Annotated in this window: 12 protein-coding genes and 1 pseudogene; 9 read left to right on the top strand and 4 right to left on the bottom strand. The window is 72.6% G+C overall.

Annotated features, from left to right (window positions below; all coding sequences use genetic code 11):
* Positions 1-90: pseudogene (locus tag ACLBX9_RS25095) on the top strand (porin family protein); the annotation flags it as partial.
* A gap of 194 nt (positions 91-284) precedes the next feature.
* Here ACLBX9_RS25095 and ACLBX9_RS25090 read toward each other — a convergent pair.
* Entirely contained in the window at positions 285-836 is a 552-nt protein-coding gene (locus ACLBX9_RS25090) for a hypothetical protein (protein ID WP_447720846.1), read from the bottom strand.
* Between the two features lie 181 nt (positions 837-1,017).
* Here ACLBX9_RS25090 and ACLBX9_RS25085 point away from each other — a divergent pair, with 181 nt between their 5' ends.
* From ACLBX9_RS25085 to ACLBX9_RS25055, 7 genes are all read left to right on the top strand, one after another.
* Positions 1,018-1,230, top strand: coding sequence for a hypothetical protein (locus ACLBX9_RS25085; protein ID WP_447720845.1), 213 nt, complete (start codon positions 1,018-1,020; stop codon positions 1,228-1,230).
* 59 nt (positions 1,231-1,289) lie between these two features.
* Entirely contained in the window at positions 1,290-2,294 is a 1,005-nt protein-coding gene (locus ACLBX9_RS25080; protein WP_010685722.1) for an SDR family oxidoreductase, read from the top strand.
* Positions 2,295-2,436: 142 nt separating this feature from the next.
* Positions 2,437-2,706: a GCG_CRPN prefix-to-repeats domain-containing protein gene (locus ACLBX9_RS25075; protein WP_039894130.1), complete on the top strand. Its 270-nt coding sequence runs from the start codon at positions 2,437-2,439 to the stop codon at positions 2,704-2,706.
* Positions 2,707-3,258: 552 nt separating this feature from the next.
* A complete protein-coding gene (locus ACLBX9_RS25070) occupies positions 3,259-3,801 on the top strand; it encodes a sigma-70 family RNA polymerase sigma factor (protein WP_010685720.1) in 543 nt (180 codons plus the stop codon).
* Positions 3,798-4,616, top strand: a complete 819-nt coding sequence (locus tag ACLBX9_RS25065) for an anti-sigma factor family protein (RefSeq protein ID WP_447720844.1) — start codon at positions 3,798-3,800, stop codon at positions 4,614-4,616. Before ACLBX9_RS25070 ends, ACLBX9_RS25065 begins: the two co-directional genes overlap by 4 nt.
* A 96-nt stretch (positions 4,617-4,712) precedes the next feature.
* A complete protein-coding gene (locus ACLBX9_RS25060) occupies positions 4,713-5,489 on the top strand; it encodes a helix-turn-helix transcriptional regulator (RefSeq protein WP_447720843.1) in 777 nt (258 codons plus the stop codon).
* 54 nt (positions 5,490-5,543) lie between these two features.
* Complete coding sequence (locus ACLBX9_RS25055) at positions 5,544-5,762, top strand: DUF1127 domain-containing protein (RefSeq protein WP_447720842.1); 219 nt, start codon at positions 5,544-5,546, stop codon at positions 5,760-5,762.
* 25 nt (positions 5,763-5,787) lie between these two features.
* Here the strand turns inward: ACLBX9_RS25055 and ACLBX9_RS25050 are convergent, their stop codons facing one another.
* The gene (locus ACLBX9_RS25050) at positions 5,788-6,807 is read right to left on the bottom strand and encodes a zinc-dependent alcohol dehydrogenase family protein (RefSeq protein WP_447720841.1); all 1,020 of its coding nucleotides are present in this window, start codon (positions 6,805-6,807) and stop codon (positions 5,788-5,790) included.
* 218 nt (positions 6,808-7,025) lie between these two features.
* Here ACLBX9_RS25050 and serA point away from each other — a divergent pair, with 218 nt between their 5' ends.
* Positions 7,026-8,249, top strand: a complete 1,224-nt coding sequence (gene serA / locus ACLBX9_RS25045; RefSeq protein ID WP_447720840.1) for a phosphoglycerate dehydrogenase — start codon at positions 7,026-7,028, stop codon at positions 8,247-8,249.
* Positions 8,250-8,362: 113 nt separating this feature from the next.
* On the opposite strand, the gene ACLBX9_RS25040 is transcribed toward serA, so the two are convergent.
* Entirely contained in the window at positions 8,363-10,318 is a 1,956-nt protein-coding gene (locus tag ACLBX9_RS25040) for a family 2A encapsulin nanocompartment cargo protein cysteine desulfurase (protein ID WP_447720839.1), read from the bottom strand.
* The gene (locus tag ACLBX9_RS25035; protein ID WP_010685713.1) at positions 10,305-11,699 is read right to left on the bottom strand and encodes a family 2B encapsulin nanocompartment shell protein; all 1,395 of its coding nucleotides are present in this window, start codon (positions 11,697-11,699) and stop codon (positions 10,305-10,307) included. Before ACLBX9_RS25035 ends, ACLBX9_RS25040 begins: the two co-directional genes overlap by 14 nt.
* Positions 11,700-11,774 lie beyond the last annotated feature (75 nt).

Below are 11,774 nucleotides of genomic sequence, written 5' to 3'. Positions count from 1 at the left end.
GTCCCGGCCGTCTACAGCCCGATCGGACGACGCGCCGACGAGTTCGCCGTCGTCCGCGCCGGCCTGAACTACAAGTTCGGCTCGTACTGAAGGCTCTCGCGGGCTTCCCCTCCGCGCGAACCGGCGCGGGGGGGTCCCGGTCAACGGGAATCCGTGAGGCTGCGGGTCGTGCCGCACCTCCTCTCGACCTGAGCATCCCCAGCCCGATCAAACTGGCCGCTTAGCCGAGACGCGTCCCGGGAGCCTCTCCCGGGACGTTCTGCGTTCGTGCGCCCAGGCCGGCCTCAGGCGTGGACGGCGTGCTCCAGCTGCGCCTTCGACATCCGCGAGCGGCCGGGCACGTTCTGCGCCCGCGCCTTGCGCATCAGCTCGGCCTTCGTCGTGTCGGCATGGCCGCTCTGGTCGGCGCTCTTAGTGCTCTTGGCGCTGCCCTTCGCGCTCTCCTTGCGCGCCACGGCGGCCTTCTCGGCGGCGGCCTTCGGCTGCGTCGAGAACTGCTTGCCCTTGGCGGTGTCGGCCCGCTTCTTGGCCGTGCTGGCGGCGTATTCCTTATCGGTCAGGCTCTCGCGTGCCTTCTTGGGCAGGTAGCGCTCGCCGGTCTTGCCGCTCGCCTTGCCGGACTTCGTGCCCCATTCCTCGTCGGTCCATTGCTGCAGGTGGTTGTCGGAATCCTTCTTGCCCGCGTAGCCGCCGCCTTCCTTCTTGTATTCGGCGCTCGCCATCTGCGCCTTGCGGGCGGACCACTGGCCCGGCTTGCCGCCCTTGTCGGACTTCGTGACCTCCTTCTTGACCTTGTCCCAAAGTTTCGGGTCAGTCTTCTTGGCCGTTCCTGACATCGTCGCGTCTCCGGATGAAGATTTGGCAGACAACACGAGGCCTGCCGCTCTGTTCCTGCGACGCGTATGCCGTCCCGAACCGCCACGCCGGAGCGCACCCGAGCCCCGGATACGCCGGCCGTCCCGCGGGTTGGCCCTGAGGATCGGCCGTCCGGCCGGGCGCGCGGGAGAGGGACACAGCATGGCCGACACGCCGGACGACACGCAGGCCCAGCGGAGGCCCGGCGGCAAGCCGGAGAGCGCCGGGCTCGCGAACACGCCGCTCGACACCGCGACCGGGACGGTCAAACCGCAGGACGGCCCGATGGAGCGGGCCGGCACCGAGAAGGAGGAGGCGCGCCGGGGCGGCACGAGCCTCGGCGCGGAGCGCGACCGGCCGGGCGGCCGGGCGTGAGCCTGCGGCCCGCGCCGGGCCGTGATCCGAGCCAGCAGACGAGGCAGAGAGGAAGACGCATGCAGTACCGCCACAAGCCCCTGCGCGAGCAGGTGATCGTCATCACGGGCGCCTCCAGCGGGATCGGCCTCGCCACGGCCCGCGCGGCGGCCCGCCGCGGGGCCCGCGTCGTCCTGGCGGCGCGCAACGGCGCCGCCCTCGACGACATCGCCCGCGACATCCAAGAGCGCGGCGGCGAGGCCCGGGCGGTGGTGACCGACGTGTCGAGCCGCGCCGACATCGAGGCGCTCGCCGCCGAGGCCGTGCGCGCCTATGGCGGCTTCGACACCTGGGTGAACAATGCCGGCCTCTCGATCTTCGGCCGCCTGGAAGAGGTCTCGGACGAGGACCACCGCCGGCTGTTCGACGTCAATTTCTGGGGGATCGTCTACGGCTCGACGGTGGCGCTGCAGCACCTGCGCCAGACCGGGGGGGCGCTGATCAACCTGGGCTCGGTCGCCTCGGACCTCGCCTTCCCGATCCAGGGCATGTACGCCGCCTCCAAGCACGCGATCAAAGGTTTCACCGACGCGCTCCGCATGGAGCTGCAGGAGGAGGGCGTCCCGGTCTCGGTCACGCTCATCAAGCCGGCCTCGATCGACACGCCCTTCCCGGAGCATGCCAGGAACTACATGGCGCAGGCTCCGAAGCTGCCGCCGCCGGTCTACGACCCGGAGGACGTGGCGAAGGCGATCCTGCACGCCGCCGAGCACGGCCCGCGGGACCTCTACATCGGCGGCGGCGGCAAGATGATGAGTTCGCTGCGCAAGCGCGCGCCCGCGGTGAGCGACTGGATGGGCGCGGCGATGATGGCCAAGACCCAGAAGGCCGGGATAGCCGGCAAGGACCGGAACGGCGCCCTCTACGAGGCCGGCCGCGACGGGTCCGTGCGCGGCGGCTCGCCCCATCACGTCATGCGCAGCACCTACACGCAGGCCTCGATCAATCCGGTCCTGACCGGGATCCTGCTCGCGGGCGCCACGGCGGCGGCGGCCACGCTCCTGTCCCGCCCCGGGCGCTCCTAGTCGCGCCCGCCGCGCGCGGCGCGGCCGAATGTTTGTTTCCAGACAATTATAGCACAGGTCACCCTTCATTCAGGCCCGATGACCGATGGACCCGCGCCTCGCGCGAGTCCATCCGGCGCGAGTCCGAACAGAAGGTCAGATCATGATGCACGTGAAGATGCTCGCGGCCGCCGCGGCCGTCGTCGGCGGGCTCGGCCTCGCCTCCGCCGGTGCCGCCCCCCTGGCACCCGTCGCGGCCGACACGATCACAGGCCCGGCGGGTCTCAGCACCGTCGCGTACGGCTGCGGCCCCGGCTGGGCGCCGGGCCCCTACGGGCGCTGCCGCCCGATCTACGGCCGGCCGCGCTTCTACGGTCCACGCTGCTTCTTCCGCCCGACCCCCTTCGGGCCGCGGCGCGTCTGCCGCTACTGAGGCGAATACGGGCGGCGGCCGGCTCCGCCGAACCGTGACGCGCGCCACGGGTTGATCCGGGGGCGGGCGGCCTCTCCGCGAAGAGGCCGCCCGCCCCGCCTCGCGCGGTCGCACCCCTGCTGCAGCCTCTGCACCGGAATCCGGCGGCCTCGGACGAGACGGGCATTGAGGCACGAAGACGTGCGGCTCGGCCGCGATCGGGAGCGCCCATGGCCCGGGATCTGAGCGGCGGCGCCCACCTTTCTCCGGAGGAACGCGCGGCCGGCGAGCGTGCCGGCCGGAAGCACCTCGGTGCGGACGGGCGCCCGCAGGCGCACCCCGGGCCGGACCGGGGGACGGAGGATCGGGGGCAGGTGCGGCGCAGGCCCCGAAGCCGCCCGGACGCACCGGGAGACGGTGTATCAGCCCCGCCCGGGCCGTCAGCGCCCTGCGGCCCGCGCCGGGAATAAGGCCGGCCGCTTGCCGGTTCCCGATGCCATGGCGTAGCGCTCAGGGCGAGGCACCCATGGCTCAACGGATTCTCGACAGGGCGGGCGCGGCTCGGCACGCCGCATGACGACCCTGGCCCGCGCGCGCTTCAGCCAGCTCGTCCTCCCGCGCCTCGACGAGGGTTACCGGCTCGCGCACTGGCTCACCGGCAACGCCACCGACGCCGAGGACGTGATGCAGGAGGCGTGTCTGCGCGCCTACCGGGCCATCGAGGGCTTCGCGGAGGGCAACGCCCGGGCGTGGTTCCTGACCATCGTCCGCAACACCGGCTATTCCTGGCTGCAGCGGCACCGGCCGAAGGCGGTGATCTTCGCCGAGGATCTCACCCCCGAGGCCCGCGCCGAGCTGGAGGGCGGCGGCCTCCTGGCCGAGGCGCCGGTGACGCCCGAGGCGGCCGTCATCGCCCGCGACGAGGCCGGGCAGCTCGCCCGCGCGGTCGACGCGCTGCCGGTCGCCTTCCGGGAGGCGCTGGTCCTGCGCGAGTACCACGGCCTCAGCTACCGGGAGATCGCCGCGGTGACGGGCGTGCCCATCGGAACCGTGATGTCGCGCCTCGGCCGCGCGCGGCAGCACCTGCTGACCCGGCTCGCGAAGGACGGGCGATGATCGACGACGACGAAACGCTCCTGCTCCTCGGCGCCTACCTGGATGGCGAGCTGTCGCCCGGCGAGGTCCTGGCCATGGAGCGCCGCCTCGCGGCCGAGCCGGGCCTGCGGGCGGCGGCCGAGCGCCTCCGCGGCCTCTCGGCCGGCCTGCGGGAAACGCTGGCGCGTCCGCCCAGTCCCGCATCCCTGCGCGGCCGCGTGATCGCGGAGGTCGGCTTCTCCGACCCGCCGCCGGGCCGCAACCTCTGGCACAGACCTTGGCGCGGGTCCTGGATGGGGTCCTGGGTGGGATCCTGGATGGGGTCCTGGCCGGCTCTGGCCGCGACGCTCCTCCTCGGCCTCGCCGGCGGCGCGACACTCGGTGGCGGCGCCTTCCGCCTCGACCGTCCTGACGCCGTGGCGACGGGCGCGGCCGTGCTGGCCGGGCATCTGCGCGGCCTCGCGGCGCCCCAGCCCTTCGACATCGCCTCCTCCGACCGCCACGTGGTCAAGCCCTGGTTCAACGGCCGCACCACGGTCGCCCCCGACGCGCCGGACCTCGCCGACCAGGGCTTCCCACTGGTCGGCGGCCGGATCGACATCGTCGGCGGCGCCCCCGTGCCGACCCTGGTCTACCGCAAGGACCGGCACGTGATCAGTGTCACGGTCGTCCCCGCCGCGGACGGGCCGGGGCCGGGCCAGGAGCGGCGGGACGGCTCGACGCTCGAGCGGTGGCGTCTCGGCGACCTTACCTACTGGGCGGTGTCGGACCTCAACCTGCGCGATTTGCGCGCCTTCGTGGACCTGTTCCGATCCCGGACCGGACGGCCGGGCTAAGCGCGGCCGGGCGGGAATCACCAGCCGCCGGGAATAACCGCCGCCGCCGCCGGGTTTGTCATCCCGTCGTCCCGCCGCTCTGATGAGGATCCGCGCGTGATCGCTCGACCAGACCCGGAGCTCCGCGACGCGCGGGGCGCCGAGACCGCGCCCGGCGCTGGGCGTCCGTGGCGGCTCATCGCCGGCGGGGTCGCCCCCGCGCCCCCGGACCCGGGCCTCGTGGAGGCGGCACTCCATCTCCTAGCCGAGCGTTTCGAGCAGGGGCTGGCGGTCACCGACCGGTCCGGGCACGCCCGTTTCCTGAACCGTGCCGCCCGGGCCTTCATCGGCCGGGGCCTCCTCCGCCTGGAGCATGGCTACCTGCGCGGTCCCACGCCCGAAGCCGGCGCGGCCCTGCGCCGGATCCTCGCGGCCTGCGCCGCCGGCCGCGGCGGCGCCACGCGCCTCGACGGGAAGGGCGGCACGCTGCTGGTCGCCGCCTGCGCGATCCCCGGCGCGCCCGAGCCGGCCGGTGCCGGCGCCGTGCTCCTGCGCCTCATCGATCCCGCGGACGCGCCGTTGCCGGATCCGGACGCGCTCCGGAACCAGTTCGGCTTCACGCCCGCCGAGTCGGACCTGGCGCTGGACATCCTGGCGGGGAACGATCTGGCAGCGAGCGCGCGCCGGCGCGGGATCACCCGGAATACGGCGCGTGTCCATCTGCGTCGCCTCTTCGAGAAGTCGGGAACCCGGCGCCAGGCGGAGCTGATGCGCCTGCTCCTGCTCTGGCCGCAACCACTCGCTCAAGCGGACGACAGCCCTAAAATATTCGCACGCGGTTCGATCAGTAGTCCAAACGGAGGATGCACAGATACGAAAATACAGCGACGCTGAAAACGCCGAATATGAACATATCATTAATCATTCGGCGCAGCGGAGGCTGTCCTGATGCTCATCTCGTATCTGAAATCTGCCCAGAAGCGCCGTATTTCGGCGCGGAACTTCCGCGTCCTGTCGGCGCTCGACGACGCGATGCTGCACGACATCGGCCTGGACCGGCGGACGTTGCAGACCTTCTGCGAGAACGGCTGCACGCACAAGCCCGCCCCGCCGAGCCGGCCGGCGGCGCCCTGGACGCCCGGCGTGCTGGGCGCCGCGTTCCGCTGAGCCGTCCTGCACCTGGCAGGACCGGTCAGATCGCGATGCAGATCTTGCCGAAGTGGCGGTTGCTCTCCTGATGCTGGAACGCCGCCACGAGTTCGTCGAGGGGATAGCGGCTGTCGACCACCGGCCGCAGCCCGCAGGCCTCGATCCCCCGGACCATCTCGATCTGGTGGCGGCGACTGCCGACCAGGACGCCCTGCAGGCGGATCTGGCGCAGCAGCGCCGGCACCAGGGGCAGTTCCCCGGCCACGCCCGACAGGATGCCGATCACCGAGATGTGGCCGGCGACCCGCACGGCCGCCATGGACTGCTCCAGCGTCCCCGGCCCGCCCACGTCGAGGACGTGGTCGACGCCGCGCCCGTCGGTCAGGCGCCGGGCGGTCTCGCCCCAGGCCGGGTCGGCGCGGTAGTTGATGACGTGGTCGGCGCCGAGGCCGCGCAGGCGCTCCAGCTTGTCGTCGCTGGAGGAGGTGGCGATCACCGTGGCGCCCGCCGCCTTGGCGAATTGCAGGCCGAACAGCGACACGCCGCCCGTGCCCTGAACCAGCACGACGTCGCCGCTCTTCAGGCCCGCATCGGCGTGGAGCGCCCGCCACGCGGTGAGGCCGGCAGTGGTGAGGCTCGCCGCCTCGGCGTGATCCCAACCCTTCGGGGCGTGCGTGAAGGCCGTGGCTGTCGCGGTGACGCGCTCGCGGGCGTAGCCGTCGACCCCATCGCCCGGCACGGTGGCGAACCCCTCGATCAGCGGCGCCCCCGCGGTCCAGGTCGGGAAGAACGTGCTGACCACCCGGTCGCCCACGGCGAATTCGGCCACGCCGGAGCCCACCGCCTCGACCTCGCCGGCGCCGTCGGACATCGGGATCCGGGGCTCGCTCGGCCCCCACATCCCGCTGACCACCGCATAGTCGTGGTAGTTGAGGGAACTCGCCCGCAGGCGCACGGTGATCTCGCCGGGCCCGGGCTCCGGCACCGCCCGCTCGCCGAAAGTCACCCTGTCGAAGCCGCCGCCCGGCTGGACGATCACAGCCCGGGCTGTCGATCCGGTCATGAGGCACCTGTCGCTCCGCGGCCCTGGCCGCCGGGAGCCGGAAGCTGGCAGGCCGCGTGGCCGAAGTCGAGGGGGCCGGGCCGCCTCGGTCCGCCGGGGTGGGGAGGGCGGCCCGCCAGGGGGCTCCGGCCCTGATCGGCGCGTCCGTGCCCTTGCCGCTGCGCAGCGCCGGCGGCAAGGTAATCGGTCCCATCACGCCCGTGGAAGGATGAGAGACCGTGTCGACCGAGCGCGTCGTTCTGACCGAAAGCATAGCGCCGACGGCGTCCAGGATCTTCACGCAGGCCGGGATCGGCGACATCCGGCAACTTCCTCGCGCCGTCAGCCCTGACGACGGCGGTGATCTTGCCGGCGCCACCGTGCTCGGCATCCGCTCGCGCACGCACGTCACCGCCGCGCTTCTCGACGCCCTGCCCGATCTGGCCGCGATCGGCTGCTTCAGCGTCGGGACCAACCAGGTCGACCTCGACGCGGCGCGTGCCCGGGGGCTGCCCGTGTTCAACGCGCCGTTCTCGAACACGCGCAGCGTCGCCGAACTGACGATCGGCGAGATCGTGATGCTGCTCCGGCGCATCGTGCCGCGCTCGATCGCCGCGCATGAAGGCGGATGGGACAAGTCGGCCACCGGCGCCTTCGAGGTGCGCGGCAAGACGCTCGGGATCGTCGGCTACGGCAATATCGGCGCGCAGCTCTCGAATCTCGCCGAGGCGATGGGCATGCGCGTCATCTTCTACGACCTGACCGACAAGCTGCGCCACGGCAACACCGAGCCGGCCGAGAGCTTCGCGGCGCTGCTCGCCGTCAGCGACGTGGTCAGCCTGCACGTCCCGGAGACGCCGCTGACCCACGGGCTGATGAATGCGGAGCGCATCCGCGCGATGAAGCCGGGCGCCTGCCTGATCAACAACAGCCGGGGCACGGTGGTGGATCTGGACGCCCTGGCGGCGGCCCTGCGCGACGGGCACCTCGGCGGGGCCGCGATCGACGTCTTCCCGGTCGAGCCCCAGTCCAACGCGGAGCGCTTCGTCTCGCCGCTGCAGGGCCTGCCGAACGTCATCCTCACCCCCCATGTCGGCGGCTCGACGGAGGAGGCCCAGGACCGCATCGGCGCGGAGGTGGCCCGCAAGCTGGTCGAGTATGTCCAGACCGGTGCGACGCTGGGCGCGGTGAATTTCCCGCAGGTTCAGCTGCCGCCGCGCCTGTCCGGCGCGCGCTTCCTCCACGTGCACCGGAACGTGCCGGGCGTGCTCGGGCAGATCAACGCGATCTTCTCGAGCCGGTCGCTCAACATCGATGCCCAGCACCTGCAGACGGATGGCGAGTTCGGCTACGTCGTGGTGGACGCCTCGGTGGGACCGGGGGAGGCGGAGGCGGTGCTCCGCGCGCTGCGGGCGATCGACGGCACCGTGCGGACCCGGCATCTCCGGCCGGCGGGGGTGTGATTGTCCGCCGGCCGGCGGCTGTCGTGCGCTCCTCTCACGGCAAACGAGCGCGAGCAGCTCCGCGGCCCTCCCTCCCCCCTCTGCGGAGGAGGGGGATCCGCGCGCCCGTCGTCTCAGTGCCGCGGCAGCGTGTGCAGCGCCCTCAGGAAGGCATCGACCTCCGCGCGGGTGTTGTAGAAGGCGAGCGAGGCCCGCACCGACTGGTCGACTCCGAACCGGCGCAGGGCCGGCAGGGCGCAGTGGTGGCCCGAGCGCACCGCGATGCCGTGCGCATCGAGGTGGTGGGCCACCGCCTCGTTCTCCTGCCCCTCGATCACGAAGGACATCACGCTCGCCTTCTCCCGGGCGGTGCCGATCAGGCGCAGGCCCTTCACGTCGGCGAGGCCTCCCTGCGCGTATTCCAGGAGGTCGTGCTCGTAGGCGGCGATCGCCAGCAGGCCGATCCGCTCCAGGTAGTCGAGCGCCGCCCCGAGGCCCACCGCCCCGGCGATGTCGGGCGTGCCCGCCTCGAACTTCTCCGGTGCGCCCTTGTAGACGGTCCTGGCGAAGGTGACGTCCTCGATCATGTGGCCGCCGCCCTGCCAGGGTGGCATCGCCTCCAGCAGGTGCGTCTTGCCGTAGAGCGCGCCGATGCCGGTCGGCCCGAACACCTTGTGGCCGGAGAAGACCAGGAAGTCGGCGTCGAGGGACTGCACGTCGAGCGGTATGTGCGGCGAGGATTGCGCCGCGTCGACCAGCACCGGCACCCCGTAGGCGTGGGCGAGTTGGATGATCTCCCGCACCGGGTTCACGGTGCCGAGCGCGTTGGCCACATGCGTCACCGAGACGATCTTGGTGCGGCCCGACAGCAGCGCCGCGTATTGCTCGAAGATGATCTCGCCGCGGTCGTTGACCGGGATCACCCGGAGCGTCGCCCCGGTCTGCTGCGCCAGCAGCTGCCAGGGCACGATGTTGGCGTGATGCTCGATGGTCGAGACGATGATCTCGTCGCCCGGGCCGATATTGGCCCGGCCGTAGGAATTGGCGACGAGGTTGATCGCCTCCGTGGTGCCGCGCAGGAAGACGATATCGTCCTTTGACGGTGCGTTGAGGAAGCGGCGCACCGCCTCGCGGCCGCCCTCGAACAGGTCCGTCGAGCGCGCCGCCAGGGTGTGGGCCGCCCGGTGGATGTTCGAGTTGTGCCGGGCGTAGAATTCCGAGGTCGCGTCGATCACGGCCTGCGGCTTGTGGGTGGTGGCGGCGTTGTCGAGCCAGACCAGCGGGTGGCCGTTGACGCTCTGATGCAGGGCCAGGAAGTCCCGGCGGACGTGCTCGACGTCGAAGGGCGCCCCCACCGGGCTCGACCCGAGGGCCGTCAGCCGCGGCGCCGGCCCGGGATAGCGGGCCGGCTCCACCCGCGGACTCGCCGGCGCCTTCCGGGCCGGAAGGCTGATATCCAGGAAGTAGTAGTCGGAGACCGGCGCCCCGGCACCGGCCTTCGCCGGAGCGTCCGGCAAGAGTTGCGGGGCGAGCGCGTGCGCGAATGCGTTGGCGCGCGGGTGGTCCGCGGCGATCTGCCGGTGCAGCTCCGGACCGCCGGGGACGGCGGCCGCCAGCGCCGGAGCACCGGGGAAGGAGAAGTCCGGCAGGACGGGGCGCAGGCTCGCCGGATGAACCGGCGGGATCGCCGCCACGTCTGCGAAGGCCGGGCTCGCGGGCGCCAGGTTCGGTGCGGTCGGGCCGGAGAGGCCCGGCAGGCCGACCGGCGGCGCCCCGAAGGCGCGCGCCGCCAGCGCCGACGCGTCCGGCTGAAAGCCGGCGGGCTGGCCGCCCGTCGGCACCGAGGGGACGCCGAGGGGCGCGCTCGGCAGCGGCGCGCCGCCGGGGCCCTGGGGCAGGGCCTCGAGAGCCTGCGGGAGCTGGGGGCCGGCGGGGATCGCCGGGGCGAAGGGCTGGCTCGCGGCCTGACCCTGCCCGTAGATCTCCCGGGCGAGACGCCCGACGAGATCCGCGTGCAGGAGGTCAGCCTGAACCGGATCGCCCGGGCTCGCCCCGGGCAGCCCGAGGGCGAAGGCCTCAGGCGTAGTCATGGTAGTTGCCCAGCAGCACGTTATCGAGGCGGGCGATCGCGTCCTCGACCAGCACGGCCGCCGAGAAGTAGCGGGTCACGAGGTGCGAGGCGATCGAGTGGTCGTTGGTGCCCATGTAGCGCACCGACAGGCCGGGCTCGATCTCGCCGGTCACGCCGGATTTCTGCAGGCCGACCACGCCCTGCTCGCCCTCGCCGACCCGCAGCAGCAGGATCGAGGTGGTCTCGGCCCCGGTCACCGGGTCGATGTCGACCGGCAGCTTGTCGCTCGGCACCAGCGGCACGCCGCGCCACGTGATGAACGGGGCGCCGAACAGGTGCACCACCACCGGCGGCACGCCCCGGCGGGTCGCCTCCCGGCCGAAGGCCGCGATGGCGCGGGGATGGGCCACGAAGAAGGCCGGCTTCTTCCAGACCAGCGTCAGCAGCTCGTCGAGGTCGTCCGGGGTGGGCGGGCCGCCGCGGGTGGGGATGCGCTGGCGCGGGCCGACCTCGCCTAGAAGGCCAAACTGCGCGTTGTTGAGAAGCTCCCACTCCTCGCGCTCCTTCACGGCGTCGACCGTGAGGCGGATCTGCTCGCGGAGCTGGTCGATCTCGTTGGAGTAGAGGTCGGTGACGCGGGTGTGAGTGTTGAGGATCGTCTGGATGGTCGAGAGGTGGTACTCGCGCGGATCGACCTCGTAATCCACGAAGGTCGTGGGCAGGCGCGGCTCGCCGGTATGGACCGCCAGCAGCTCGATGCCCTGCTCGCCGTACGAGTTGGTGTGGCCCTTCAGTCGGTCGCGCTCCTCGCGGTACTGGGCGATCTTGGCGCGGATCTCGTCGTTCTCGACCGCGGCGGCGTCGAGGGTCAGGAGGGTCACCGCCGACAGGGCCTTCACGGCCGGGGCCGGGGCGCTCTCGCCGGCGAGACCGGCATCGCCGAAATAGTCGCCCTTCGTGGCCAGGCCCTGGCGCAGGCGGCCCCTGTAGGGGCCCGACAGGGTCAGCTCGACCGTGCCGTCGGCCACCACCACGAGGCTGCGGCCGGAGGAGCCCTCCTCGTGGATCACCTCGCCGGCCTTGTGCCGGCTCTCGGTGAACTTGGCCGCCAGCGCCGCCAGCTCGGCATCGCCCAGCCGGCTGAACAGCGGCACGGAGCGAAGGGAGGCGGGGCGGATCACCCGGCCCTTGCTGTCCTCGGCGGCGAGGTCGATCCGGCCGGGGCGCGCCAGCACGACGGCCCGGCGGTTGACCCGGTAGACCCCGCCCGCGACGTCCACGAAGGGCAGGAGCCGCAGGAGCCAGCGCGGCGTGTTGGCCGCGTTCTGGACCGAGGTGACGGTCGCCGTCGCTAGATTGCGTGCCGCCGTGGCGCTGACACTCAGACCCGGTCCCGTCATCGTTCGTCCTCACTCGTCAGGGTTGCAGGCGCGCCGCATCGGCCCGCGCGACGGCGGCCCGCCCCGCGGGGATGC

The sequence above is a fragment of the Methylobacterium sp. A49B genome (genome assembly GCF_053346215.1).
Note: the sequence above shows the minus strand (reverse complement) of the source record. Positions and strands in the feature narration are given on the sequence as shown.

Excerpts from the sequence above, each read along its gene's own strand:
- ACLBX9_RS25090 (WP_447720846.1), bottom strand. The coding sequence starts at position 836 with ATGTCAGGAACGGCCAAGAAGACTGACCCGAAACTTTGGGACAAGGTC.
- ACLBX9_RS25085 (WP_447720845.1), top strand. The coding sequence starts at position 1,018 with ATGGCCGACACGCCGGACGACACGCAGGCCCAGCGGAGGCCCGGCGGC.
- ACLBX9_RS25080 (WP_010685722.1), top strand. The coding sequence starts at position 1,290 with ATGCAGTACCGCCACAAGCCCCTGCGCGAGCAGGTGATCGTCATCACG.
- ACLBX9_RS25075 (WP_039894130.1), top strand. The coding sequence starts at position 2,437 with ATGATGCACGTGAAGATGCTCGCGGCCGCCGCGGCCGTCGTCGGCGGG.
- ACLBX9_RS25070 (WP_010685720.1), top strand. The coding sequence starts at position 3,259 with ATGACGACCCTGGCCCGCGCGCGCTTCAGCCAGCTCGTCCTCCCGCGC.
- ACLBX9_RS25065 (WP_447720844.1), top strand. The coding sequence starts at position 3,798 with ATGATCGACGACGACGAAACGCTCCTGCTCCTCGGCGCCTACCTGGAT.
- ACLBX9_RS25055 (WP_447720842.1), top strand. The coding sequence starts at position 5,544 with ATGCTCATCTCGTATCTGAAATCTGCCCAGAAGCGCCGTATTTCGGCG.
- ACLBX9_RS25050 (WP_447720841.1), bottom strand. The coding sequence starts at position 6,807 with ATGACCGGATCGACAGCCCGGGCTGTGATCGTCCAGCCGGGCGGCGGC.
- ACLBX9_RS25040 (WP_447720839.1), bottom strand. The coding sequence starts at position 10,318 with ATGACTACGCCTGAGGCCTTCGCCCTCGGGCTGCCCGGGGCGAGCCCG.
- ACLBX9_RS25035 (WP_010685713.1), bottom strand. The coding sequence starts at position 11,699 with ATGACGGGACCGGGTCTGAGTGTCAGCGCCACGGCGGCACGCAATCTA.